The following is a 25,655-nucleotide window of genomic DNA, read 5'->3' on the forward strand; positions in this document are numbered from 1 at the left end:
AGCGTCACACGCGGACCAGCTCGCGGTCCTCGTCCGGGTCCGTGTCCTTCGATTCGGCGTGGGTCTTGAGGCCCTCGCCCTCGACGTCCACGTTGGGCAGGGCCCGGTCCAGCCACTTCGGGAGCCACCAGGCCTTCTTGCCGAGCAGGGCCAGGACGGCGGGCACGATCGCCATGCGGACGACGAAGGCGTCGAAGAAGACGGCGATCGCGAGGCCGAAGCCGATCATCTTGATCATCGACTCGCCGGAGCCGATGAAGCCGGCGAAGACGGCCATCATGATGACCGCGGCGGCCGCGACCACCCGGGCGCTGTACTTGAAGCCGGTCACCACGGCCTGGCTCGGGTTCTCGCCGTGGACGTATGCCTCGCGCATGCGGGTCACGAGGAACACCTCGTAGTCCATCGCCAGACCGAAGACCACGCCGACCATGAAGATCGGCATCATCGACATGATCGGTCCGGTCTCCTCGACGCCGAGGAGGCCCGCCAGCCAGCCCCACTGGAAGACCGCGACCACGGCGCCGAGCGCGGCCAGCACGCTGAGCAGGAAGCCGAGGGCGGCCTTCAGCGGGACCAGGATCGAGCGGAAGACCACGATCAGCAGGAGGAAGGCGAGGCCCACCACCAGTGCCAGGTACGGGACCAGCGCGTCGGTGAGCTTCTGCGAGAAGTCGATGTTCATCGCGGTGGCGCCGGTGACCAGCACCTGCGCGTCGGTGTCGGCCTTCACGCCGGCGCCCGCGTCACGGATGGCGTGCACCAGGTCCTCGGTCTGCGTCGAGGACGGCTTCGAGTCCGGGATCACCGTGATCATCGCGGTGTCGCCGGCCTTGTTGAACCTCGCCGGGGTCACCGTCACGACGTCCTTGAGGCCCTTGACCTCGTCGGTCACCGCGGTGGCCGCGGCCTGCGGGTCGGCGCTGTCCTCGGCGTCCACGACGACCATCAGGGGGCCGTTGAAGCCGGGCCCGAAGCCCTCGGACAGCAGGTCGTACGCGCGGCGCTGCGTGGTGGACGTCGGCTGCGAGCCGTCGTCGGGCAGGCCCAGCTCCAGCCGGCTCGCCGGGAGGGCGATCGCGCCCAGGCCGACCACGCCGAGCAGCAGCACGGCGACCGGACGGCGGACGACGAAGCTCGCCCAGCGGGTGCCCATGTTGGGCTTGGCCGCGGCGGAGTCCTTGGTGGAGCCCTGGGCGGAGTCCTTGGCCTTGCCGCGTCCGAGCAGCTTGCCCTTCGCGCCGGCCGGGCGGATCCTGCGGCCCGCGTAGCCGAGCAGCGCCGGGATCATGGTGAGGGCGATGAGGACCGCGATGACGACCGTGCCGGCCGCCGCGAGACCCATCTTGGTCAGCATCGGGACGTTGACGACCGCGAGACCGGCCAGCGCGATGACGACCGTGAGGCCCGCGAAGACCACCGCCGAGCCGGCGGTGCCGACGGCGCGGCCGACCGCTTCCTCGCGGTCCCGGCCCTCGGCCAGTTCGGACCGGTAGCGGGAGACGATGAACAGCGCGTAGTCGATGCCGACGGCGAGGCCGATCATCAGGGCGAGGGTGGCGGTGCTGTCGCCGAGGTCGAGCGTGCTCGCGAGGGCGGTGATGGTGGAGACGCCGATCCCGACGCCGATGATCGCCGTCAGCAGCGGCAGTCCGGCCGCGACCATCGAGCCCAGGGTGACGACGAGGACGACCGCGGCGAGGGCGAGGCCGATGATCTCGCCGGTGGCCGCCGTCTCGGGCTCGGGCTGCAGCGCGTCACCGCCCATCTCGACGGTCAGCCCGGCGTCCTGGGCCTTGTCCGCGGTGGCCTCCAGGGCCTCCCTGGAGGAGTCCTCCAGCTCCATGGCCGGGACCTTGTACGCCACCGAGGCGTAGGCGACCGTCCCGTCCTTGCTGACCGCGTTGGTGGTGAACGGGTCGGAGACGGAGACGACCTCGGAGCCGTCACCCAGTTCCTTGACGGTCTCCGCGACGGTCGCCCTGTTGGCGGCGTCGGTCATCTTCTCGCCGTCGGGCGCCTTGAAGACGACCCGCGCGGTGGCACCGTCCGCGCTGGAGCCGGGGAAGCGCTGTTCGAGCAGGTCGAAGGCCTTCTGGGCCTCGACGCCGGGGATCGAGAAGGAGCTCGAGCCGGCGGCGGGCGCGGAGGCGGCGCCGACGCCCGCGAGCGTCAGCAGCGCCACCCATATCAGGGCGACGAAGTGCCGTCGCCGGAAGGCGAGCCGGCCGAGTTTGTAGAGGAACGTGGCCACGGAGGCGTACTCCCGGTCAGGTCGTGGGGTGTGGGCGCCCGGCCGGGGTTTCGACACAGGCCCCAAGGGCAGGGGTGACCAACCCGGCGGGGAGGCAGGGGTGATCGGCCCGACGACGTGAGCGGTGACGTCAGGGTGGGCGGACCGCGGGGACGGTCAGGTGGTGGGGACGCCGAGGGCGGGGAGGACCACGGCGTCGATGTACGAACGCAGGAACTCCTGCGTGGGAGGCAGATCGTCGATCAGCGTGCGGGTCGCGAAGGCGCCGACCAGCATGTGCACGATGTACTCGCGCGCCGGGCAGTCGGCCCGGACCTCGCCGCGGTCGATCGCGCGCTGCATGACCCGCTTGAACTCGTCCATCTCGGGTTCGACGAGCAGCTCCTTGAACGCCCGCATCAGATCGGGGTTCGAGTGCACCGCCATCGCCAGCGCCCGCATCAGACTGGAGTTCCGCTCCATGGTGCAGTCGTCCTCGAGGGTCACGAGGGTGTGGAGGTCTCCCCGCAGGGATCCGGTGTCCACGTCGGCGATTCTGCCCGGCTTGCTGTGTCGCATGGCCTTCACGACCAGCTCGGCCTTGCCGCCCCACTGGCGGTAGAGCGTCGCCTTGCTGGATCGGGTGCGGGCGGCCACGGCGTCCATGGTGAGGGCGTCGTAGCCGACCTCCCGGAGCAGGTCGAGCACGGCCGCGTAGAGCTCGGCCTCGCGCTCGGGGGTGATCCGACTGCGACGCGCCGTCGCGACATCGGTCATCTCGCTCACCTTCCCACTCCGTAAGGGCGTTCGAAGGACCTCCGAACGACACGGTTTCGTACGTGATGAATGTAGCGCACCCGGCGTGCGAAACGAAACGGTTTCGTTCGTGTCGTAGGTCACGGCGCGCCTGATCGCCCCGATACGGCACGACTTGCCCGGCTCTTCTGACCGGAAAAGCATGGGGAGGTGACCTATTTGCGCCTGCCGCACCTCAGCGGTGATCTGTTGTGCTTCGTGGCCGAGGACGACCTCTGGCTGGCCCCCCTCGACGGGCCGGGCCGCGCCTGGCGGCTCACCGTCGACCGCTCCAAGGCCGGCCATCCCCGCTTCTCGCCCGACGGCCGCCATGTCGCGTACACGAGCTGGCGCAGTCTCGTCCCGGAGATCCACCTGGTGCCGGTGGACGGCGGGCCGGGGCGCCGGCTGACGTACTGGGGGAGTCCGGACACCCAGGTGTGCGGCTGGACACCCCCCGACCAGGAGGGACACGCCGACATCCTCGCCGTCGCCTCCCACGGCGAGCCCTTCTCCCACTACACCTGGGCCTACAAGGTCTCCCCCGACGGCGACCCCGGCCGCAAACTCCCCTGGGGCCCGGTCACCGACCTCCAGGTCGCCGACCTCGAGGGCGAGCGCAGGACCCTGCTGCTGACGGGCACGCCCCCGCACGAACCGGCCGCCTGGAAGCGCTACCGCGGCGGCGCCACGGGCCGCCTCTGGCTGCACGGGCAGCGGCTGCTCGCCGACCTCGGCGGCCACCTCCACTCCCCCATGTTCGTCGGCGGACGCATCGCCTTCCTCTCCGACCACGAAGGCGTCGGCAACCTCTACTCCTGCGCCCACGACGGCTCCGACCTGCGCCGGCACACCGACCACGACGCCTTCTACGCCCGGCACGCCTCCAGCGACGGCACACGGGTCGTGTACCAGTGCGCCGGGGACCTGTGGATCGTCGACGACCTGTCCGCCGGCTCCGAGCCGCGCCGGCTCGACGTACGGATCGGCGGGCCGCGGGCCGGGCGGCGGCCGTACCAGATCCCGGCCGCTCAGCACGTGGACGGGATCTCCGTGGACGAGACCGGGCGGGCGAGCGCGGTCGTCGTCCGCGGAAGTCTGTACTGGATGACGCACCGGGACGGGCCCGCGCGGACGATCACCGACACGCCCGGGGTGCGGGTCCGGCTGCCGGAGATGCTCGGCTCGGGCGGGCAGGTGGCGTACGTGACGGACGCGGAGGGCGAGGACGCCGTCGAGATCGCCTACCTGCCGCGCGCGACCGGGGACCGCGAGCCACGGCGGCTGGCCTCCGGGGAGCTGGGCCGGGTGCTGGAGATGGTGTCCGACCCGGAGGGCGAGCGGCTCGCCATCGCCTCGCACGACGGACGGCTGCTGCTCCTCACCGTGTCCGACGAGGCGGCCGCCGCCGCGGGGACGGAGGACTCGAACGGCGAGGTCACCGAGCTGATCCGGTCGATCAACGGGCCCGTGCGGGACCTCGCCTTCTCGCCGGACGGGGCCTGGCTGACGTGGTCGCATCCGGGGATCGGGCGGTCGCTGCGGCAGATCAAGATGGCCCGGATCTCCGGACTCGGCAAGGGGGAGCGGCTGATCGTCGATGTGACCAACGGCCGGTTCGAGGACGAGAACCCCGTCTTCACCCGGGACGGCCGCTACCTCGCCTTCCTGTCCTGGCGCGGCTTCGACCCCGTCTACGACGTGCACACCGGGGACCTGTCCTTCCCGCTGGGCTGCCGGCCGTACCTCGTACCGCTGTCGTCCGCGACCCCCTCGCCCTTCGCGCTGAACCCGGAGGGCCGGCCGGCCGCCGGAGGGCTGGATCCGCTGGAGGAGGACGAGGAGGGCAACGGCACGGTGACCGTCGAGATCGAGGGGCTGGAGAGCCGCGTGACGCCCTTCCCGGTGGCCGCCTCCAAGTACTCGGCGCTGTCCCCGGTGGCGGGCGGCGGCCTGGTGTGGCTGCGCTGGCCGATCTCGGGCGCGCTCGGCGAGACCTTCGTCAACCCGGACGACACCAGCGGACGGCCGACGCTGGAGTACTTCACCATCAGCAAGGCGAAGAAGTCCGAACTCGTCGGGCATCTGGACTGGTTCGCGGTGAGCGCGGACGGCACACGGCTGGTCGTCGTCGACGAGGGCGACCTGCGGGCGGTGCCCTCGACGGAGTCCGGCGACCTCGACACCACCGTCTGGATCGACGTACGCCGGATCATGCACGAGGTCGACCCGGGCGCCGAGTGGCGGCAGGCGTACGCGGAGGCCGGGCGGCTGATCCGGGCGTACTTCTGGGATCCGGGGATGTGCGGGATCGACTGGGACGCGGTGCTGGAGCAGTACCGGCCGCTGGTCGAACGGGTCGCGTCCCCCGACGAGTTCGCGGACCTGCTGCGGGAGGTGCTGGGCGAGCTGGGCACGTCGCACGCGTACGTCAGCGCCGCGCGCCGCAACGAGGGGCCGCCGCACTACCAGCGGCGGCAGGGCCTATTGGGCGCCAACTTCGTCCGGCGGGACGCGGGTTGGACGGTCAGGCGGATCCTGCCCGGTGACTCCTCCGACTCCAAGGCGCGTTCGCCGCTGGCGGGGACCGGGATCCGGGAGGGGGCGGTGCTCACACACGTCGACGGGCGGCCGGTGGATCCGGTCGCCGGGCCCTACCCGCTGCTGGCGCAGGCGGGCGGGACGACGGTCGAGCTGACCTTCGTCCCGGCGGAGGGCGAGTCGGGGCACGCCCGGCGGGTCGCCGTGATGCCCCTCGTCGACGAGCGGCCGCTGCGCTACCAGGACTGGGTGGCCAAACGACGCGAGGTCGTACGGGCGTTGAGCGGCGGGAAGTGCGGCTACCTCCACATCCCCGACATGGGCGGCTCCGGCTGGGCCCAGTTCAACCGTGACCTGCGCATGGAGGTCTCCCGGCCCGCGCTGATCGTGGACGTGCGCGGCAACGCGGGCGGCCACATCAGCGAACTGGTGGTGGAGAAGCTCACGCGCACCATCCTCGGCTGGGACCTGACCCGCAACGCCCAGCCGGTGTCGTACGCCTCCAACGCGCCCCGGGGCCCGGTCGTCGCGCTCGCCGACGAGGCCACCTCCTCCGACGGCGACATGATCACGGCGGCCTTCAAGCTGCTGAAGCTCGGGCCGGTCGTCGGTCAGCGCACCTGGGGCGGCGTCGTCGGCATGACCGGCCGGCACCAGCTCGGCGACGGCACGATCATCACCGTCCCCATGAACGCGGCCTGGTTCGACGCCTACGGCTGGTCCGTCGAGAACCACGGAGTCGCCCCCGACCTGGAGGCCCTGCGCACCCCCCTGGACTGGGCGGAGGGCCGCTACGCGCAACTGGACGACGCGGTGAGGCTGGCCCTGGATCTCCTGGAGACGACCCCGTCGGCCGCCCCGCCGGACCACAGGGGCGTACCGGACCGCTCACGTCCCGAACTGCCTCCGCGCAACTGACCCGGGGCGCGGGCCTCTTGAGAAGAAAGCGCAGGGTGCCCTCCCGAAGAACGGGAGGGCACCCCACGTCAGCGGCTGAGGCCGAGCGCAACTACACGTCGTAGTCGGCGTCGAACCGCTCCTTCTCATCGCGCTCGCGGTCCCGCTCCCGCTGCGTCCGCTGAGGGTCGTCCTCGCGGTCACGCTGGCGGCCGCCGCGCTGCTTGGTCTGCTCCTTGGCCTGTTCCATCTTTTCCTTGGCCTGGTTCTGCCACTGCTCGGCCTGGTCCTGGAACTTGTCCTTCATACCCATGTGGGTTCACTCCCGTGAGGGTGAGGGGAACGGCCCTTGGTGGGGCCTCGACCAGATTCACACGGGCGGACACGGCACGCATTTCGATCAACTACGCTGCGTAGCACGGGCTTCCTCGTCGGCCGCCCCACCTGCGCCGACGAGTCCCGTGCGCATCCCCTGCAGCCTGGGCGCGAACCGCCTCATCTCCCGTTGCCCGACGGTCCCGATGAGTCCGGGCAGGTAGCCGCGCACGCTCTGCATGCCGCGCAGCCACCACTGTCCGTACACATGTGAGGAGCGCCGCTCGATGCCGGCGACGATCCGGTCGACGGCCGGGCCCAGCGGATACGTCTTGTTGGACGGCCACGGCAGCCGCTGCCTCAACTCCCGCATGACGGCCTCCTGGTCGGCGCCGCGCACCATGTCGGTGTCCGTCCAGGACAGGTAACCGACGCCGACACGCACGCCCTTGTGGCCGACCTCGGCGCGCAGGCTGTGCGCGTACGCCTCGACGCCCGACTTGGACGCGCAGTACGCGGTCATCATCGGGGCCGGGGTGATCGCGGCGAGGGAGGCGATCTGGAGGAGGTAGCCGCGACTGGCGATCAGCAGCGGCAGGAAGGCGCGGGCGGTGACGGCCGAGCCGATGAGGTTGACCTCGATGACGCGGCGCCAGGCGTCCGGGTCGGAGTCGACGAAGGGGCCGCCGGTGGCGACGCCGGCGTTGGCGACGACGACGTCCACCTTGCCGAAGCGGTCCTTCACCTCCTGGGCGACGCGGGTCATCGCCTCGTGGTCGGTGACGTCGGCGTACCAGTGGGCGCTGTCGCCGTGCAGGCGCTCCGCGACCCGCTTGAGGGCGTCCGGCTCCAGTCCGACCAGCGCGATCCGCGCGCCGCGTGCGGAGAGTCTGCGGGCGAGGAGTTCACCGACGCCGCGTGCGGCGCCGGTCACGACCACGACCTGTCCTTCGAGGCCGACCTTGCTCATGAGCCCTCCTTGAGGTGCGGTGCGTAGGCGGTGACGAGTTCGCGGAGCCTGCCGGACACCAGGTCCGGTGCCTCGACCGGGGTCATGTGGCCGAGGCCGGGCAGTTCGGTCAGGCCGACGCAGTCCGGGAGCGCCTCGGCGAGGCGGCGGGCGTGCACCGGCGGGGTCAGACGGTCGGCCGTGCCCACGATCACCGCCGTCGGCACCCTCAACTCCCGTACGCCGTGGTCGAGATCGAGCAGGTGCAGGACATGCGACCAGGCGTGGCGGACCGTGCGGGGGCAGGCGTGCACGATCCGGGCGCAGGTCTCGACCATGTGCGGGGCCGAACCGGCGCCCATCGTGGCGTACTTGAGGATCCGGCGGGCGACCGGGGTGACCGGGCCGAGCGGTGCCCTCGACCCGAGGATGTGGCCGGTCAGCCAGGTGCGCAACCGGCCGGGGCGCAGGGGCAGGACAGTCGACTCGGCCACCAGCCGCGAACTGCCCGTGCTGCACAGCAGGACGGCCGCCGCGTGCGCGCGGAAGGCGGGGCGGGCGGAGGCGGCCATGATCGTCATGCCGCCCATGGAGTGCCCGGCCACGACCGCCTTCTCGCCGGGCGCGAGCGTCGCCGTCAGTACGGCTTCGAGGTCGTCGGCGAGGACGTCCGTACCGCACGCCGGGCTCGCCGGGGTGCGGCCGTGGCCGCGCTGGTCGTAGGCGATGACCTTGTGGTCGGCGGCGAGGGCGCGGATCTGCGCCGCCCAGAACGCGGTCGAGCAGGTCCAGCCGTGGGAGAGGACGACGGCGGGCGCGGTGTCCGGGCCGTGCACCTCGACGTGGAGGGGGGCGCCGTCGGCGGAGACGACGGTGAGGGTGCGGGACGGGGCGGGCGGGGCGTCGCCGGTGGTCGTGGTCACGCGGTGGCCTCCGTCTTCGGCGCCGTCTCCTGCGGGGACTCCGGTGCCGTCTCCTGAGAGGTCTTCGGTGCCGTCTCCGGCAGGGTCTTCTTCGTCGCCGGCGGGCGCAGGACGACGTACTCGGCGAGGTCCACGCGCCGTGTCACCCGGCGGAACTCGCTCGTCGTGCCCGGCCAGATGGTGGTGTTGCGGCCGTTCGCGTCGAGGTACCAGCTGGTGCAGCCGCCGGTGTTCCACACCGTGCGCCGCATACGGTCCTGCACCCGGCGGTTCCAGGCGTGCACGGCGCTGGGGCGGGCGTCGAGGGCGACGCGGCCGCCGAGGACGGTCAGCTGGCGGAGGTGGTCGACCATGTAGTTCAGCTGGGACTCGATGATCAGGATCATGGAGGAGTTCCCGAGGCCGGTGTTGGGGCCGATGATCGACATCCAGTTGGGGAAGCCGGGCGCGGACGCGCCGCGCAGGGCCTCCATGCCGCCCTTCCACGCCTCCGCCAGGGTCCGCCCGTCGGCGCCGACGACCCGCTCGGCGATCGGCATGTCGGTGACGTGGAAGCCGGTGCCGAAGACGATCGCGTCGGCCTCGGCCTCGCTGCCGTCGGCGGCGACGAGGGTGGAGCCGCGGATCTCACGCAGCCCGCTCGCGACCACGTCGACATTGGGCCGGGTGAGCGCCGGATAGTACTCGCTGGACAGCAGGATCCGCTTGCAGCCGATGCGGTAGTCGGGGGTGAGCTTGGCGCGCAGCACCGGGTCCTTGACGGCGCGGGCCATGGTGCGCTTGGCGAGCTGCTCGACGAAGCCGAGTTCGTTCGGGTGCTTGGTGAAGGCCTGGACCTGGAGCTCGCGGACGCCCCACAGGAGGCCGCGGCGCACCTTGGCGGTGAGCGGCAGCAGTTGGTGCAGCCGGCGCTCGGCGCGGCTGATGGCCCGGTCGACGCGGGGCATCACCCACGGCGGGGTGCGCTGGAAGAGGGTGAGGCGGCCGACCTTCGGCTGGATGGCGGGCACGATCTGGATGGCCGAGGCACCCGTGCCGACCATGGCGACGCGCTTGCCGGTGAGGTCGTAGTCGTGGTCCCAGCGGGCGGAGTGGAAGACCTTGCCCGGGAAGGCGTCGAGCCCCGGGATGTCCGGGATCTTCGGGTCGGACAGCGGCCCGGTCGCGGAGACGACGAAGTCGGCGGAGAGCGACCCGCTCACCGTCTCGATGTCCCAGCACAGCCGTTCCGCGTTCCAGGTCATGCGCTGGACCTCGGAGTCGAAGCGGAGGTGGGGGCGCAGCCCGAAGACGTCCGTGACGTGCTCCAGATACGCACGGATGTGCTCCTGCCCGGAGAAGGCGCGCGGCCAGTCGGGGTTGGGCGCGAAGGAGAAGGAGTACAGGTGGGAGGGAACGTCGCAGGCGCACCCCGGGTAGCTGTTGTCCCGCCAGGTGCCGCCGACGCTGCTCGCGCGTTCGAGGACGACGAAGTCGGTGATCCCCTCCCGCCGTAGCCGTACGGCGGCCCCGAGCCCGCCGAACCCCGACCCGATCACCGCCACCCGCACGTGTTGGTGTCCGTGCTCGGTCATCCCGACGCCTCCCTGCCTCACGCGACCATGCCAGTGAACACTGGCGCAATGGAGGTTAGAGCAGCTCGATACTGATGGGTAGGGGTCGTACGGGGGACGTTCGTGGGACTTTCACCTCAGCGGCCACCGCCGCGGGCACCCGGGGGTACGACATAGGCTTCCGGCGTGGCGGACAAGCGGGAATACCGGACGGAGGAGCTGGCCAGGGAGGCCGGCATCACGGTGCGCACCCTGCGCTTCTACCGCGAACGGGGGCTGCTCCCACCGCCCCGCCGCGAGGGCCGCATCGCCTGGTACGACGACCACCACCTGGCCCGTCTGCGCACGATCGCGGCGCTGCTGGAACGCGGCCACACCCTGAACGGCATCGCGGAACTCGCGGAGGCCTTCGACCACGGCCGCGACGTCGCCGACCTCCTCGGTGTCGACGCCCCCACCGAGGAGGAGCCGGTCCGCCTCACCCCCGAGGAACTCGCCGCGCGTTTCGAGGGCCAGGTCACCACCGAGAACCTCGCCGCCGCCCTCGACCTCGGCTACCTCGCCGCCGACGGCGACGACATCGTCCACATCAGCCGCCGCCTGCTGGACGTTTCCGCCGCCCTGGTCCGCGAGGGCATCCCCCTCGCGGAGATCCTGGCGGCGGGCGCCCGCGTCCGCGAACACGCCGACGCCCTCGCCGAACTCTTCACCGAACTCGTCCTGCGCCACGCGACCGAGGAGGACCTGCCGCGCCTGCGCCCGCTGGCGCGCAGCGTGGTGGAGGCGGAGGTGTCGCTGGCGTTGGACCGGCGGCTGCGGAAGCTGAGCTAGCGGGAACGGGGACGGGCGGCAACAAGAACGGGCGAGAACGGGACTAGAGGTCGTAGACCACGGTCACCGGCGCGTGGTCCGACCAGCGCTCGGCGTGCGTGGCCGCCCGCTCGACGTAGCCCTTGACGGCCTTGCCGGCCAGACCGGGGGTGGAGACATGGAGGTCGATCCTCCACCCCGAGTCGTTGTCGTAGGCCCGGCCCCGGTACGACCACCAGGTGTACGGGCCGGTGACGTCCGGGTGCAGGGCGCGGACCACGTCCACGTAGCCGCCCGCCTCCGGGGTGAGGACCTGGGTCAGCCACTCCCGCTCCTCCGGCAGGAAGCCCGAGTTCTTCGTGTTGGAGCGCCAGTTCTTCAGGTCGGCCTGCTGGTGGGCGATGTTCCAGTCGCCGCAGATCAGAACCTCACGGCCGTCGGCGGCGGCGCGTTCGCGGAGGGTTTTGAGGTAGGCGAGGAACTCGCCCATGAAGCGGACCTTCTCGTCCTGGCGGGCCGTGCCGACCTCGCCGGAGGGGAGGTAGAGGGAGGCGACCGTGACACCGGGGAGGTCGGCCTCGACGTAGCGGCCGGAGGTGTCGAACTCCGTGGAGCCGAAACCGACGCGGACACGGTCCGGTTCGCGGCGGGTGTAGAGGGAGACACCGGCGCGGCCCTTGGCGGCGGCGGGGGCGTGGGTGACGTACCAGCCCTCGGGGGCGCGGACCTCCTCCGGCAGCTGGTGGGGCTCGGCGCGCACCTCCTGCAGGCACAGCACGTCGGCGGAGGTGTCGGCGAGCCACTCCACGAAACCCTTCTTCGTGGCGGCGCGCAGACCATTCACGTTCACGGAGGTCACGGTCAGCACCCGGGCACGATACCGGCACACTGGACGGAGTCCAGATTTCTCTGTCGCCGACCGCACTGTATGGATGTACCTTGCCTCGCATGAATATACGTCGCGTTTCCTTCGACCACCCCGACGCCGTCAAGCTGAACGACGAGGTCCAGGCCGAGTACCACGAGCGCTACGGCGACGGCGGCGACGCCACGGTTCTGGAGCCGGGCGACTTCGAGCCGCCGCGTGGCGTGTACTTCATCGCCTACGACGAGCTGGAGAGGCCCGTGGCCACGGGTGGCTGGCGCAGTCAGGACGAGAACGGCGAGGGGAACGAGGACGGGGACGCCGAACTCAAGCGGATGTTCGTGATCAAGGAGATGCGCGGGCTCGGGCTGGCCCGGCGGATGCTGGCCGCGCTGGAGGAGGACGCGCGGGCGGCGGGGCGCCGGCGGATGGTGCTGGAGACCGGGACCGAGCAGCCGGAGGCCATCGCGCTGTACACGTCCAGCGGCTACGAGCCGTGCACGAAGTTCGGCTACTACCGGGCCTACGAGTCCAGCCGGTGTTTCGCGAAGCCGCTCAGCTCCTGAGGTAGGCGAGGACCGCCAGAACCCGGCGGTGGGTGTCGTCCGCCGGGGGCAGGTCCAGTTTCGTGAGGATGCTGCCGATGTGCTTGCCGACGGCGGCCTCCGACACGACCAGTGCTCGGGCTATCGCGCCGTTGGACTTGCCCTCCGCGACCAGCGCCAGCACCTCCCGTTCACGTGGGGTGAGCCGGGCCAGCGGGTCGCGGCGGCGGCGCAGCAGCTGTCGTACGACCTCCGGGTCGACGACCGTGCCGCCGGCCGCGACGTCGTGGAGGGCGTCCACGAACTGCTCGACCTGGCCGACGCGGTCCTTCAGGAGGTAGCCGACTCCCGTGCCGTCGCCGGAGTCGAGGAGTTCGGCGGCGTAGGCGCGCTGGACGTACTGGCTGAGGACGAGGACGGGAAGGCCGGGGTGTTCGGCGCGCAGGCGGATCGCCGCGTGCAGGCCCTCGTCCTGGAAGGCGGGCGGCATACGGACGTCGGTGACGACGATGTCGGGGGTGTGGTCGGCGACCGCCGTCAGCAGGGCCCGCGCGTCGCCCACCGCTGCCACGACCTGGTGGCCGAAGCGGGTCAGCAGCGCCGTCAGGCCGTCGCGCAGCAGGACGCTGTCCTCGGCGAGGACTACGCGCAGGCCGTCCCGCCCAGGTGACTCGGCTCGCTCGACTCGCTCGACTCGCAAGGGATCTCCACACGCAACAGGGTCGGTCCGCCCGGCGGGCTGGTCAGCGACAGTCTTCCATCGAGCACCGACACACGGTCGGCGAGACCGGTGAGGCCGGTGCCGCGCGCGCTGTCGGCGCCGCCGTGACCGTCGTCCGTCACCTCCAGGACGAGCAGCCGTCCGTCCCGGAACTCCGCCCGCACGCGCGCGCGTTCCGCCCCGCTGTGCCGGGCCACGTTGGCGAGGGCCTCGCAGACGACGAAGTACGCGGCCGCCTCGACGGGTTGGGGAAGGCGGCAGGGGAGTTCGAAGTCCACGTCCACAGGGACCGGTGAGCGGTCCGCGGCATCGGCCACGGCCGCCTCCAGGCCGTAGTCGGCGAGGACCTTCGGGTGAATGCCGTGGATCAGCTCGCGCAGTTCCGCGAGGGCCGCGCCCGCCTCCTCGTGAGCTTTGGCGAGCTGTGCGGCGAGGAGGCCGTCGGGCGGGGCGTCGAGGCGGGCCAGGCCGAGGGTCATGGTGAGGGCGACGAGGCGTTGCTGGGCGCCGTCGTGGAGGTCGCGTTCGATGCGGCGGCGTTCCGCCTCGAAGGCGTCGACGAGGCGGGCGCGGGAGCGGGTGAGTTCGACGACCCGGGCGTCCGGGTCGCCCTCGCGCGGGGCGAGCAGCAGGCGGGTGAGGGCGGCCCGGGCGCCGGCGGCCACGCCGAGGACGTAGGCGCCGGCGGCCAGCAGCAGCACGCCGAGCGCGGCTGCGGCGAAAGCCGTCGGCCAGTCGGTGACCGTCCACACCTTGAGCACCTTCGTCTCACGGCCTTCGCCGACCGTCGCCAGGAGGAGCGGGGTCGCGACGATCGAGAGGGGGGAGGCGAGGGCCAGCGTGAGCAGGAGCGCCTCGGCCGGCCAGAGGAGGCCCGCGGTGAGGACGGTGTGGCCGAGTTCGCGCCAGGTGGCGCGTTCGCGCAGGCGGGTGGTGAGCCAGCTGCGCAGGCCGGGGACGGGGGGTTCGGTGTGCGGGTCGGGGGCGCCGGCCGTGTCCACCAGTCGCAGGCGGCGGCGCTCCAGCGCGGCCACGGGCAGTCCGGCGAAGGCCAGGGCCGCGAGGAGGGGCAGTCCGACCAGGGCGACCGCGAGCACTCCGCCGACGGCCACCCAGGTCACCAGGCCCACGAGGACGACGGCTCCGGTGACCGCCCCCGTCAGCAGGTACCCGGCGGCACGCCAGGGCCACGGCGACAGCAGGTAGGCCGGGCGGGAGAGGGCCGGCCACACGGAGACACGGGCGGCCGCGGGCTCGGGCGCGGACGGAGACGCGGGTCGGGGGTGCATGCGGATCACCGTAGGAGGGGGGCGAGGGGCCGGGCCATCCCTCCAGGGAGAGGTCCGGAGGTAGGCCTGGCCCTACCCCAGGTCTCGTTCCTGCCCCAACGACCGGGGCGGGTGTCCCGCGGTTTCGTGGACCCACCGACATCGATCAACGGGTGGGAGCTCAGGCAGAGATGACCGAACACGCCGTCCAACTGACCGCCGTACGGCGGAGATACGCCGCGAAGGGCGCCGCGGAGGCCGGCGTCACCGCGCTCGACGACGTCACGCTCGCCCTCCCCCGCGGCTCCTTCACCGCCGTGATGGGGCCGTCGGGGTCGGGCAAGTCGACGCTGTTGCAGTGTGCCGCGGGGCTGGACCGGCCCGACTCCGGGTCGGTGCGGATCGGGGGGACGGAGCTGACCGGGCTGAGCGAGCGGCGGCTGACGTTGCTGCGGCGGGAGCGGATCGGGTTCGTGTTCCAGGCGTTCAATCTGCTGCCGGCGCTCACCGCCGAGCAGAACGTGGCCCTGCCGCTGCGGCTGGCCGGGCGGCGCCCGTCGAAGGCGCGGGTGCGGGAGGTGCTGCGGCAGGTCGGGCTCGCGGAACGGGGCCGGCACCGGCCCGGCGAGCTGTCCGGCGGACAGCAGCAGCGGATCGCCCTGGCCCGCGCGCTCATCACCCGTCCCGAGGTGCTGTTCGGCGACGAGCCGACCGGCGCCCTGGACACGACGACCGGCCGCGAGGTCCTGGCGCTGCTGCGCGGCATGGTCGACGGGGACGGCCGAACGGTCGTGATGGTCACCCACGACCCGGTGGCCGCCTCCTACGCGGACCGGGTGGTCTTCCTGGTCGACGGACGCGTGCACGGGGAGCTGGTCGGGGCGGACGCGGAGACGGTCGCGGCACGCATGGCGGGACTGGAGGGCCACGGGCGAACGGGCGAGGCCGGCACCGCTCGAGCCGCCCTCGACGCCGGGACAGGAGGCCGGCACGACGACGCCCCGGCCCGCCCGCACGCCGGGCGAGCGGGCGGGGGCGGTGCGGGGCGGGGCGCGCAGGCCGCGCAGGCCGCCCAGGGCGCGCAGGCCGCGCAGAGCGCCCAGGCCGCGCAGGGCCCGCAGGCCGCGCAGGGTCTCGCGGCCTCGGAGGGTGCCTCGTGTTGAGTGTCGCGTTGCGTACGTTGCGGGCTCGGTGGGTGGGCTTCGTCGGGAGTTTTGTCGCGCTCGGGTTGGGGGTGGGGCTGCTGGCCGTGATGGGGCAGGCGCTGGCGGCCTCGCTGGAGGCGCCCGTGCGCGGGCCGGAGCGGTTCGCTGCGGCGCCGGTGGTGGTGAAGGGGCAGGACTCGCTGCGGGTGGAGACGCCGATCGGGGTGCGGACGGCGGAGTTGGCGCAGCCGCGGGCCGTGCCGGACGACGTCGTCGCCGCGTTGCGGGCGCTCGGGCCCGTCACCGAGGACCGGTCCTTCCCCGTGCGGGTGGAGGGCGCGCCCGCGGGGCTGGTCGGGCACCCGTGGTCCACGGCGCGTTTCGCCCCGTACGAGCTCAGCGCCGGGCGTGCCCCCCGGGCGGGCGGTGAGGTCGTGATCACGGGTGACTGGGCGCACGTGGGTGAGCGGCTGAGCAACGGGGACCTCGTCGTGGGGACCGTGCGGGGACTCGGGTTCGAGGACGCCGTGTTCTGCACGGACGGCCGGGCGGCCCGGTCGGCGCCCGTGGCACGGCAGTTGGTCGTGGAGGCGGACCCGGCTGCCGTCCGGGCCGCCGTCGGCGGATCGGGGGCCGTCGTGCTCACCGGGGACGACCGGCGGCTCGCCGACGCCGACCCGGGGCGGGACGGCGAGGCCCTCACCGCGCTGAACGCGCTGTTCGGCACCGCCGGCGGGGTGACCGCGTTCGTGTCGGTGTTCGTCGTGGCGTCCACCTTCGCCTTCGCGGTGGAGCGGCGGCGCCGGGAGTTCGGGCTGCTGCGGACCGCCGGTGCCACGCCGGGGCAGGTGCGGCGGACGGTCCTGGCGGAGGCGCTGCTGGTCGGGGTGCTCGCCTCGGCGGCGGGGTGCGCGCTGGGTGCGTACGGCGCGCCGGTGCTGGGCGAGGTGGTCGTCGAGGGCGGGCTCGCGCCGCGGTGGTACGCCATCGGCGGGCACACCTGGCCGTACCACCTCGCCTTCTGGACCGGCCTGTCGGTGGCCCTGTCCGGTGCGGCCGTCGCCGCGTGGCGGGCCGGACGGACCGCGCCGACGCAGGCCCTGCGCGAGGCGTCCGTGGACGGACGTGCGCTGACCCGGGGACGGCGGGTGTGCGGGGCGGCGCTGCTGGTCACGGCCCTCGCGACCCTGGCGTACGCACTGGTCGCCGACCCGGGTGAACTGCTGCACCGGAAGACGTACGTCAGCCGGCCCATGCTGCTCATCACGGCGGTGGCCCTCCTCGCGCCCGCTCTCGTCCGGCCGTTGGTGCCCCGGCTGCCGGGGACGACCGGTCTGCTGGTGCGGGCGAACGCCGTCGCCGCGGTCCGTCGTACCGCCGCCGTCGCCGCGCCCGTGCTGGTCACCGTGGCCCTCGCGGGCTCCCTGCTCGGCGCCACGGCCACGCTGAACGAGGCGCGGGCGGCGGAGGTGCGGGAGCGGACCGTGGCGGACTTCGTGGTGACCTCGCAGGAGGGAACCGCCGTGGATGTGCGGGCACTTGAGCGGGTGCCGGGGGCCGTCGTGTCGCCCTCCGCCCCGACCGCCGTCCACACCCTGGAGGATGGGGTCGCGCTGGTGAGATCCGAGGCGCGGGCCGTGGATCCCGCGCTGCTCGCCGGGACCGTACGGCTGCCGGTGACCGCCGGGCGGGTCGCCGACCTCGACGACGGGTCGATCGTCGTGAACGAGGAGTGGGCCGAGCACCGGGTGGGGCAGCGGGTGCGGGTGTGGCTCGGGGACGGCACGGCGAAGTCGCTGCGGATCGTCGCCGTGCTGGCCACGGGGACCGGGGACAACGGGGTGTACGTCACCGCCGCCAACGCGGGCGGGGCCGGTGTCGACCGGGTCGACGTGCGGGTGCGGGCGGGGGCCGACGCGGCGGCCGTCGTCGAGGGGCTGCGGGCGGTCGACGGGGTGCGGGTGGCGAGCAGGGCGCAGTGGGTGGCGGCGAGTCACCCGGAGACCGACCGGACGACCCGGCTCGGTGTGCTGCTCGTGCTCGGCATCGCGCTCGTCTACACCGGTGTCTCCCTCGCCAACACCCTCGTCATGGCCGCCGCCGAGCGTGCCCGGGACCTGGCGGCGCTGCGGCTGGCCGGGGCGACCGGCGGGCAGGTGCTGTGGACGGCCGCCGTGGAGGCGCTGACGGTGGTCGGCGTGGGCGGGGTGCTGGGGCTGCTGGTGACGCTCGCCAATCTGGCCGGAATGGGCGGGGCGCTGGCGCTGTTGTCGGCGCCGGTGGCCGTGGTCGTGCCGTGGGCGGAGCTCGCGTGGACGACGGGGGCGTGCGCGGTACTCGCGGTGGTCGCGGTGCTGGTGCCGACGGGGGTGGCGTTGCGGCGGCGGGCCGGGGAGACGGCCGGGATGCGGGAGTGAGTCGTCGGAGCGGCGCGCCCCTCGGGGAACGCGAGAACCGCCGGCGCGCGCAGGTCCGGGCGTCGTGGCCGACGGGGGTGGCGGTCGGCTCCCGGCAAGTCCCTTGTGCAGTACGTCACTTGAGGAACGCCAGAACCGCCAGCACCCGCCGGTTGGCGTCGTCCGACACCGGCAGGTCCAGTTTGGCGAAGATGTTCGACGTGTGCTTGATGACGGCGCGTTCGGTGATCACCAGGGACTGGGCGATCGCGGCGTTGGAGCGGCCCTCGGCCATCAGGGCCAGCACCTCCCGTTCGCGGGGGGTGAGGCGGGCGAGGGAGCCGGTCGGGCCGGTGTCCTTGGCGAAGAGCTTGGCGACGACGTCGGGGTCCATCGCGGTGCCGCCGGCGGCGACCCGGCGGACGGACTCCACGAACTGGTCGGGGTCGAAGACCCGGTCCTTCAGGAGGTAGCCGATGCCTCCGCTGCCGTCGGCGAGGAGTTCGCGGGCGTAGAGCTGTTCGACGTACTGGGAGAGGACGAGGACCGGCAGGCCCGGGACCTGCCTGCGGGCCTGCAGGGCGGCCTGCAGGCCCTCGTCGGTGAAGGTGGGCGGGAGGCGTACGTCGACGACCGCGACGTCGGGCCGCTCGTCGACGAGGGCCCGTAACAGGCTGGGGCCGTTGTCGACGGCGGCCACGATCTCGAAGTCGTACGCCTCCAGCAGCCGCACCAGACCGTCGCGCAGGAGGAAGAGGTCTTCGGCTAGGACAACGCGCAAGGGATCTCCAGGGTGAGGGTGGTGGGTCCGCCCACGGGACTGGTGACCGCGAGCAGACCGTCGAAGGCGGCCAGCCGGCGCTCGATGCCGCGCAGGCCGGTGCCGCGCGAGGGGTCGGCACCGCCGTGGCCGTCGTCGGAGACCTGGGCGCGGATCCGGCCGTCGGCGTACCAGAGGTCGACGGAGACGTGGGTGGGGGCCGCGTGCTTGGCCGCGTTGGTGAGGGCCTCGGAGACGGCGAAGTAGAGGGCGGACTCGACGGGGGCGTCGGCGCGGCCGGGCAGGTCGGCGGTGACGGTGACGTCGAGGGGGCTGTCCATGGCGAGGGCGCGGACGGCGTCGGCGAGACCGCGGTCGGCGAGGACCGGCGGGTGGATGCCGCGGATCAGGTCGCGCAGCTCGTTCAGGGCGGTGGCGGACGCCTTGCGGGTGTCGGCGAGGATCGCGCGGACCGCCTCCGGGTCCTTGGCGAGGAGCTGCTCGGCGACGCCGAGGTTCATGCCGAGGGCGACGAGACGGGCCTGGGCGCCGTCGTGCAGGTCGCGCTCGATGCGGCGCAGTTCGGCGGCGGAGCTGCTCACGACCTCGGAGCGGGTGCGGGTGAGGTGGAGGACCTTGCGGGAGGTCTCGGTGGGGGCGAGGAGGGTGCGGGCGAGCTTGGCGTGGTCCCGCAGTGAGGCGGGGGCGATGAACAGGCCCATCAGGACCGTCGGCACGCCCAACCCGAGGGCGTACAAGGCCGACTGACTGTCCGTCACCTTGATGAAGAAGTACCAGTTGTTGCCGCCGTTGCTCGTGATGTCCTCCCACAGCACGGGCATCAGCAGGCCGAAGACACCGAAGGCGACCAGGAGGAGCGGCAGCAGCACCATCAGGACGCCGACGACCGGGTTGACCAGCATCCAGGCCAGGTCCCGCCAGGTCGCCGGGTCGGTGAGGATCCACTGGGTGCGGGTCCACCAGCCCTTGAGGCCGGCCTCGCGGGGCGGCTCGGGCAGGTACGGCTCGGGGATGCCGCCCTCCAGGCGGGCGCCGGCCAGTCGGCGGGTGACGTTCACCGTGCCGCGGGCGGCGATCGCGGCCGCCGGGATCAGGAAGAGGCCGATGCCCGCCCCGAGCAGGGAGACCGCGGTCACCAGCAGGGAGAAGCAGAAGACCTCCACGATCGCGAGACCGGCCAGCGGAAGTCCGGCGCCGACGGAACGCACGCTCTTGGGGATGCTCATACTTCAACTCCTTGGATCTGACGGCCCGTTGCCGCCGAACGTGTTACATCCTGGTGCGCCACGTGCCGCCGATCACGGGACCATTGTCCCCTCTCGGGGGGTGTAGTCAGGTACCCCTCGGACACCACACAGGGCCATGGGACGTGGCGCCCGCGGCGGGTGGAATCGGAGGTATGACGAGCCGAGAGCGAATCCTCATCCTGGTGGCGGCCGTGGTGGCCGCCGTCCTGTGCGTGGTGACCCCGGCCGCCGCGGACGGGCGTACGAGCGCCGGCACGGGTACGGGTACGGGTACGAGCGCCGGTACCCGTACGGGTACAGGTACCGGTACGGCGTCCGCACGGCAGGGCGGCGGACCGGCCGCGCTGCTGGACGAGCTGGTGCCGAAGCAGCTGGCCGAGTACCGCATCCCGGGCGCCTCCGTGGTCGTCGTCCAGCGCGACGGGCGGACGCTGACCAAGGGCTACGGGCTGGCCGACGTCGAGCGGGGCGTACGCAGTGACCCGCGGCGCACCGGCTACTTCATGGCCTCCGACGCCAAGCTGTTCACGGCGGTCGCCGTGCTCCAGCAGGTGGAGAAGGGCAAGCTGAGCCTGAACGCCGACGTCAACCGCTACCTGACCACCTTCAAGATCAAGGACAGCTACCCCGGCCGTCCGGTGACGGTCCGTCATCTCCTCACGCACACCGCCGGTTTCGACACCAGCATCCTCGGCCGCGGCGGCACCGCTCCCGAGCCGTCGGACGCGCTCGGCGCAAGCCTCGCCGAGCACCAGCCGTCCCGGGTACGGCCGCCGGGCGAGGTCGCGAGCTACGACAACTACGGCGTGGCGCTGGCCGGTCACCTCGTCGAGCGGGTCACCGGCACGCCCTTCGCCACGTACGTCGACCGCGCGATCCTCGAGCCGCTCGGCATGACCCGCACGACCTTCGCCCGCCCCGACGCCCGCACCGCGGACAGCCTGGCCCGCGGCTACCGGCCCGACGGCGGCCGGCAGCGTGCCGAGGACGGCCAGTACGGCGCCTGGACGCCCACCGGCGCCGGCGCCGTCACCACCGCCGCCGACATGGGCCGCCTGATGCGCGCCCTGCTCACCGACGGCGGCCCCGTCCTCTCCCGCGCCTCCACCCGGGCCATGCTGCACCGCCAGTTCGCCAACGACCCGAGGCTGCCCGGCATCGGCTACGTACTGGAGGAGCGCGTACGGAACGGACACCGCCTGTGGGTGAAGGACGGCGACCTGCCCGGCTTCCACGGCAACCTGGCGCTGCTGCCGGCCTTCGGCGTCGGCGTGTACGTCGTCTACAACGGCGACGGGAAGGACGGCAGCGCCTCCTACGCCGGGCAGGAGCTGGTGAACCGCATGGCGGACCGGCTGACGGGAGGAAAGAACGCCGCCGACGCCCCCTCCACCACCGACCGGGACGAGGGCCCCGCCGAGGCGACGCCCGCCGCCCCCGCCCGCCTCACCCGGCCGGGCGGCAACGGCGCCTCCCCGTACGCCGGCTACTACCGCACCACCCGCACCAGCGCCTCCGACCTGACGCGGGTCGCGGCGCTCACCTCCTCCGTGCACGTCAGCGCCGGTACGGACGGTGGGCTGACCACCACCGGGCTCGCCCGCGACCCGCGGGTCGGCGAGCAGCACTGGATGCCGGTGGCGCCCGGGGTTTTCCAGGAGCGGGGCGGGCAGGACCGGATCGCCTTCCGGGACGGCCGGCTGGCCCTGGCCTCCGACCCGACCCAGATGTTCGAGAAGCTGCCCTGGTACCAGTCGCCCGCACTCCACCAGCAGGCCCTGCTCGGCGGCCTCGCGCTGCTCGGCGCGGCCGTGCTGCTCCTCCCCCTCGTGGCGTACGTACGGCGCCGCAAGGCGAAGGCCCCCGGCGGCCGGGTCGCCTGGGCCCTGGCCTGGGTCACCGGCGCACTGCTGGCCACGGCCACCGTGTGCTTCGTCCGGCTCACCGGCGACGGCAACGCCCTCAACCGCACGGTCCTGGTGGGCGACTCGCCGCTCCTGACCCTGATCCCCCGGCTGATCGCCGCCGCGGCCGCCGCCACCGCCCTGCTGGCCGTGTGCACCGTGGTGGCCTGGCGCCGCCACTGGTGGCCGGTGGCCGGCCGGCTGGTGTTCACCGGCCACACCCTGGCGGCGGCGGTGGTCGTCGGCCTGGGCGCCGCCTACGGGCTGATGCCATAAGCGGCCGCTCATCCGGTGTCCCCCCAGGAACCCGCCGTCCGGTACTCGCCCGGGCGGCGGCGCCACGGGTGGCAGCGGCGGCGGCACGGGTGGCCGGTGGCCGGCCAGGCGGCGTCCACCGGCCACACCCCGGCGCAAGCGGCCACTCATCCCGTGTCCCGCCACGAACCCGCCGACCGGTACTCGCCCGGGCGGCGGCGCCACCATTCCGCCACCGAGAGGGTGGCCTCCGCCGACTCGGGGCGGGACTGGGTGAAGGCGTACAGGACGAGGGTGAGGGCAGCGAGTTCCGTCATGTCGGGCTCGCCGGAGACGACCTCGAACCGGGGCGCGGGAAGCCCCGCGGGCAACGGGAGTGCGGGCGGCTCGGTGTACATGATCGGTCCCTCCCCTCAGCCCAGGCCCGCGGCGGCGCGGAGCTTGTCGGCGCGGTCGGTGCGCTCCCAGGTGAAGTCGGGCAGCTCGCGCCCGAAGTGGCCGTAGGCCGAGGTCTGCGCGTACACCGGACGCAGGAGGTCGAGGTCGCGGATGATGGCCGCCGGGCGCAGGTCGAAGACCTCGGCGACGGCTTCCTTGATGCGGGCGACGGCGACCCGGGCGGTACCGAACGTCTCCACGAACAGGCCGACCGGCTCGGCCTTCCCGATCGCGTAGGCGACCTGCAGCTCGCAGCGGTCGGCGAGACCGGAGGCGACGACGTTCTTCGCCACCCAGCGCATCGCGTACGCGGCGGAACGGTCCACCTTCGACGGGTCCTTCCCGGAGAAGGCCCCGCCGCCGTGCCGGGCCATGCCGCCGTACGTGTCGACGATGATCTTCCGACCGGTCAGGCCGGCGTCACCGGTCGGCCCGCCGATCTCGAAACGGCCGGTCGGATTCACGAGGATCCGGAAGTCCTCGGTGTCCAGCTCGATCCCGCGCTCGCGCAAGGCTGCCAGCTCGGGCTCGATCACATGCGTCCGGATGTCCGGGGCGAGGAAACTGTCCAGGTCGATGTCCGCCGCGTGCTGCGCGGACACGACCACCGTGTCCAGGCGGACCGGACGGCTGCCCTGGTACTCGACGGTGACCTGCGTCTTGCCGTCCGGCCGCAGGTAGGGGACGGTGCCGTCCTTGCGAACGGCGGTGAGCCGCTGCGCGAGACGGTGCGCGAGCGACACCGGCAGCGGCATCAGCTCCGGGGTGTCCCGGCAGGCGTACCCGAACATCAGGCCCTGGTCGCCGGCGCCCTGCGCGTCCAACGGGTCGCCCTCGGCGCCGTCCGTGTCCACCCCGCGCGCGATGTCCGGGGACTGCTGGCCGAGCGAGACGGAGATCCCGCAGGTCGCGCCGTCGAATCCCTTGACGGAGTGGTCGTACCCGATCTCCAGGATCTGCCGGCGGACGATGCCGGGGACGTCGAGGCAGGCGGCCGAGGAGACCTCACCGGCGAGGTGCACCTGCCCGGTGGTGATGAGCGTCTCCACAGCGACCCGGGCATACGGGTCCTGCGCGAGGTGCGCGTCCAGGACGGCGTCACTGATCCGATCGGCGATCTTGTCCGGGTGTCCCTCCGTCACGGACTCGGAGGTGAAGAGGCGGCGGGTCATTGTGGGCTCCTTCCGGAAGGGTGGGGTGGAGCGGGGAGGGTGAGGTGGGGGGTGGTGGTGGGGTGCGGTGGGGGCGGGCGAGGAGGGGGCCGAGATGAGGGGGCCGAGATGAGGGGGCGGTGAGGAGGGGGCGGTGAGGAGGGTGGTCGTGTTGGAAGGGTTGGGGAGGAGGCGAGGTGAGGGGCGGGCGAGGCGGGGACCTCGCAGGTGCGGGAAGGCACCTGCGAGGGGTGCGGGGGGCGGCCCCGAGCAGGGGTGCAGGGGACGCAGTCCCCGCCCGGGGTCCGGGGCGGAGCCCCGAGGAGGGCCACGGCAAGGCCGGGGCGCAGCCCCCGGCAGGGGTGCAGGGGACGCAGTCCCCGCCGGGGTCCGGGGCGGAGCCCCGAGGAGGGCCACCCCTCAACCCCACCGAGTCGGGCGGGTGGGCGGGCAAGGCCGGGGCGCAGCCCCCGGGGCAGGGGTGCAGGGGACGTAGTCCCCGCCCGGGGTCCGGGGCAGGGGTGCAGGGGACGCAGTCCCCGCCCGGGGTCCGGGGCAGGGGTGCAGGGGACGCAGTCCCCGCCCGGGGTCCGGGGCGGAGCCCCGAGGAGGGCCACCCCTCAACCCACCGAGTCGGGCGGGTGGGCGGGCAAGGCCGGGGCGCAGCCCCCGGCAGGGGTGCAGGGGGCGCAGTCCCCGCCGGGGTCCGGGGCGGAGCCCCGGGGTGGGGGACCTCTCAGCCCACCGAGTCGGGTGGGTGGGTGGGCAGGAATCCCCCAGCCGTCCGCAGGATCACCTCCCCGCCAGCAACACCCGATGCATCGGCGTGTCCAGCAGCGCCACCCGCCGCAACCCCGCATCGGCCAGCCACTGGTCGTAGTCCTGCACGGTGTACGCATCGCCACCCCCGGTGGCGAGCATCGACGCGGCGAACAGCCGGAAGAACCGGTTCTGGACGTTCGCCCCGCCCGCCTCCTCGTCGACTATGTGGTCGACGATCGCGATCAGCCCACCCTCGGTGAGCCCCTTCGCCGTCTTCAGCAGCAGCTCGTGCGCGGACTCCGGCGTCTGGAGGTGGAAGATGTTGACGAACAGCGCGAGGTCGGTGCCGTTGCCCCAGTCGTCGTTCCAGAAGTCCGCCGTCAGCGGCTCGAAGCGGTCGTGGACACCGAGCCGCGCGGCCTGCTCGGAGGCGATCGCGGTGATCCGCGGCGCGTCCAGCCCGCGCGCGGTCAGCCGCGGGAAGGCCTCCAGCATCAGGTGGCTGTAGATACCGGTGCCGCAGCCGACGTCCAGCAGCAGCGCGTCGGTCTCGTCGCCCCAGCCGCGCTCGCGCAGCGCGTCGGCGAGGACGGAGACGACCGGCGGCGCCCAGAAGTTGATGCCGCGGGCGAGGGCGGTGTAGTCCTCCTCGGATATCTGGTTGACCTGCTGCCCGCCGTGCGCGCTGCGCGCCCCGCTGCGGACGTTGTCGGCGAGGTGCCGCCAGGCGTGCCAGGCGACGTTGCGGTCGTGGGTGATCTTCCCGGCGAGGCTGAACAGCCCGTCGGGTGCGAACACGCCGTGCAGGGAGGCGGGCAGCGTGTAGACGGCCTGGCCGTCCCCGCCGCGCTCGCGCTGGACGATGTCGTAGGCGTGCAGGCCGTCCAGCAGGACGCGGGTGGCGCGCAGGTCGGTGCCGAGGGTCTCGGCGAGGCCGGCGGCGGTGGCCGGGCCGGCGGTGAGGGTGGCGAAGACGCCGAGGTCCTGGGCGGCCTCGATGACGCCGGGCGCCCACATGCCGATGAGGTGCTCGTAGACGCGGTGGGTGGCGCGGGCGCCGGCGTCGTCGAGGGGCAGCAGGCGGGTGTCGACGAGCGGGGTGTGGTTGGCGGTGGCCTTGGGGGTGAGGTCGACGGGCGCGGTCATGGCAGATCTACTCCC

Annotated in this window: 19 protein-coding genes and 1 pseudogene; 6 read left to right on the forward strand and 14 right to left on the reverse strand. The window is 73.1% G+C overall.

Translation table 11 applies throughout. The features are described from left to right. Positions 1 to 4: 4 nt before the first annotated feature. Together IE263_RS10400 and IE263_RS10405 are read right to left on the reverse strand one after the other, a co-directional pair. Positions 5 to 2,254 carry an MMPL family transporter gene (locus tag IE263_RS10400; protein ID WP_189934677.1) on the reverse strand — a complete coding sequence of 750 codons (2,250 nt, stop codon included), beginning with the start codon at positions 2,252 to 2,254 and terminating at the stop codon, positions 5 to 7. Between the two features lie 156 nt (positions 2,255 to 2,410). Further along, on the reverse strand, positions 2,411 to 3,010 hold the full coding sequence (locus IE263_RS10405; protein WP_189934679.1) for a TetR/AcrR family transcriptional regulator: 600 nt from the start codon (positions 3,008 to 3,010) through the stop codon (positions 2,411 to 2,413). Positions 3,011 to 3,199: 189 nt separating this feature from the next. On the opposite strand from IE263_RS10405, the gene IE263_RS10410 reads away from it, so the two are divergent. After that, on the forward strand, positions 3,200 to 6,487 hold the full coding sequence (locus IE263_RS10410) for a S41 family peptidase (RefSeq protein ID WP_189934681.1): 3,288 nt from the start codon (positions 3,200 to 3,202) through the stop codon (positions 6,485 to 6,487). Between the two features lie 91 nt (positions 6,488 to 6,578). On the opposite strand, the gene IE263_RS10415 is transcribed toward IE263_RS10410, so the two are convergent. The 4 genes from IE263_RS10415 to IE263_RS10430 form a co-directional block, all read right to left on the reverse strand. Next, positions 6,579 to 6,779 carry a hypothetical protein gene (locus IE263_RS10415; RefSeq protein ID WP_189934683.1) on the reverse strand — a complete coding sequence of 67 codons (201 nt, stop codon included), beginning with the start codon at positions 6,777 to 6,779 and terminating at the stop codon, positions 6,579 to 6,581. An 87-nt stretch (positions 6,780 to 6,866) separates the two neighbouring features. Then, positions 6,867 to 7,751 (reverse strand): SDR family oxidoreductase, encoded by an 885-nt coding sequence (locus IE263_RS10420; RefSeq protein ID WP_189934685.1) that lies wholly within the window; start codon positions 7,749 to 7,751, stop codon positions 6,867 to 6,869. Further along, entirely contained in the window at positions 7,748 to 8,653 is a 906-nt protein-coding gene (locus IE263_RS10425; protein ID WP_189934687.1) for an alpha/beta fold hydrolase, read from the reverse strand. The genes IE263_RS10420 and IE263_RS10425 overlap by 4 nt, the downstream gene beginning before the upstream one ends. After that, entirely contained in the window at positions 8,650 to 10,227 is a 1,578-nt protein-coding gene (locus tag IE263_RS10430; RefSeq protein WP_189934689.1) for a flavin-containing monooxygenase, read from the reverse strand. Before IE263_RS10430 ends, IE263_RS10425 begins: the two co-directional genes overlap by 4 nt. 165 nt (positions 10,228 to 10,392) lie before the next feature. On the opposite strand from IE263_RS10430, the gene IE263_RS10435 reads away from it, so the two are divergent. Further along, positions 10,393 to 11,037: a MerR family transcriptional regulator gene (locus IE263_RS10435; protein ID WP_189934690.1), complete on the forward strand. Its 645-nt coding sequence runs from the start codon at positions 10,393 to 10,395 to the stop codon at positions 11,035 to 11,037. A gap of 43 nt (positions 11,038 to 11,080) precedes the next feature. On the opposite strand, the gene IE263_RS10440 is transcribed toward IE263_RS10435, so the two are convergent. Further along, positions 11,081 to 11,884 (reverse strand): exodeoxyribonuclease III, encoded by an 804-nt coding sequence (locus tag IE263_RS10440; protein WP_189934692.1) that lies wholly within the window; start codon positions 11,882 to 11,884, stop codon positions 11,081 to 11,083. 80 nt (positions 11,885 to 11,964) lie between these two features. On the opposite strand from IE263_RS10440, the gene IE263_RS10445 reads away from it, so the two are divergent. Beyond that, positions 11,965 to 12,447 carry a GNAT family N-acetyltransferase gene (locus IE263_RS10445; protein ID WP_189934694.1) on the forward strand — a complete coding sequence of 161 codons (483 nt, stop codon included), beginning with the start codon at positions 11,965 to 11,967 and terminating at the stop codon, positions 12,445 to 12,447. On the opposite strand, the gene IE263_RS10450 is transcribed toward IE263_RS10445, so the two are convergent. Together IE263_RS10450 and IE263_RS10455 are read right to left on the reverse strand one after the other, a co-directional pair. After that, entirely contained in the window at positions 12,437 to 13,126 is a 690-nt protein-coding gene (locus tag IE263_RS10450; protein ID WP_229910887.1) for a response regulator, read from the reverse strand. The genes IE263_RS10445 and IE263_RS10450 overlap by 11 nt on opposite strands. After that, the gene (locus IE263_RS10455; RefSeq protein WP_189934696.1) at positions 13,069 to 14,436 is read right to left on the reverse strand and encodes a sensor histidine kinase; all 1,368 of its coding nucleotides are present in this window, start codon (positions 14,434 to 14,436) and stop codon (positions 13,069 to 13,071) included. Before IE263_RS10455 ends, IE263_RS10450 begins: the two co-directional genes overlap by 58 nt. A 170-nt stretch (positions 14,437 to 14,606) precedes the next feature. Between IE263_RS10455 and IE263_RS10460 the strand changes: the two are divergent. Beyond that, positions 14,607 to 15,338: pseudogene (locus IE263_RS10460) on the forward strand (ABC transporter ATP-binding protein); the annotation flags it as partial. Positions 15,339 to 15,571: 233 nt separating this feature from the next. Continuing rightward, the gene (locus IE263_RS10465) at positions 15,572 to 17,977 is read left to right on the forward strand and encodes an ABC transporter permease (protein WP_189934698.1); all 2,406 of its coding nucleotides are present in this window, start codon (positions 15,572 to 15,574) and stop codon (positions 17,975 to 17,977) included. A gap of 115 nt (positions 17,978 to 18,092) precedes the next feature. On the opposite strand, the gene IE263_RS10470 is transcribed toward IE263_RS10465, so the two are convergent. Beyond that, complete coding sequence (locus tag IE263_RS10470; RefSeq protein WP_189934701.1) at positions 18,093 to 18,737, reverse strand: LuxR C-terminal-related transcriptional regulator; 645 nt, start codon at positions 18,735 to 18,737, stop codon at positions 18,093 to 18,095. After that, positions 18,722 to 19,963 carry a sensor histidine kinase gene (locus tag IE263_RS10475; RefSeq protein WP_189934703.1) on the reverse strand — a complete coding sequence of 414 codons (1,242 nt, stop codon included), beginning with the start codon at positions 19,961 to 19,963 and terminating at the stop codon, positions 18,722 to 18,724. Before IE263_RS10475 ends, IE263_RS10470 begins: the two co-directional genes overlap by 16 nt. Positions 19,964 to 20,136: 173 nt before the next feature. Between IE263_RS10475 and IE263_RS10480 the strand changes: the two genes are divergently transcribed. Then, entirely contained in the window at positions 20,137 to 22,164 is a 2,028-nt protein-coding gene (locus IE263_RS10480; protein ID WP_189934706.1) for a serine hydrolase domain-containing protein, read from the forward strand. A 146-nt stretch (positions 22,165 to 22,310) separates the two neighbouring features. Here IE263_RS10480 and IE263_RS10485 read toward each other — a convergent pair whose 3' ends face one another. The 3 genes from IE263_RS10485 to IE263_RS10495 all read right to left on the reverse strand — a co-directional run bounded on the left by IE263_RS10485 (position 22,311) and on the right by IE263_RS10495 (position 25,640). Continuing rightward, positions 22,311 to 22,541 (reverse strand): acyl-CoA carboxylase subunit epsilon, encoded by a 231-nt coding sequence (locus IE263_RS10485; protein WP_189934708.1) that lies wholly within the window; start codon positions 22,539 to 22,541, stop codon positions 22,311 to 22,313. 15 nt (positions 22,542 to 22,556) lie between these two features. Next, positions 22,557 to 23,753, reverse strand: a complete 1,197-nt coding sequence (metK, locus tag IE263_RS10490) for a methionine adenosyltransferase (protein WP_189934710.1) — start codon at positions 23,751 to 23,753, stop codon at positions 22,557 to 22,559. 771 nt (positions 23,754 to 24,524) lie between these two features. Further along, entirely contained in the window at positions 24,525 to 25,640 is a 1,116-nt protein-coding gene (locus IE263_RS10495) for a class I SAM-dependent methyltransferase (RefSeq protein ID WP_189934712.1), read from the reverse strand. Positions 25,641 to 25,655 lie beyond the last annotated feature (15 nt).

It is taken from the genome of Streptomyces aurantiogriseus, from assembly GCF_014649375.1.
GTDB classification, from domain to species: Bacteria; Actinomycetota; Actinomycetes; order Streptomycetales; family Streptomycetaceae; genus Streptomyces; species Streptomyces aurantiogriseus.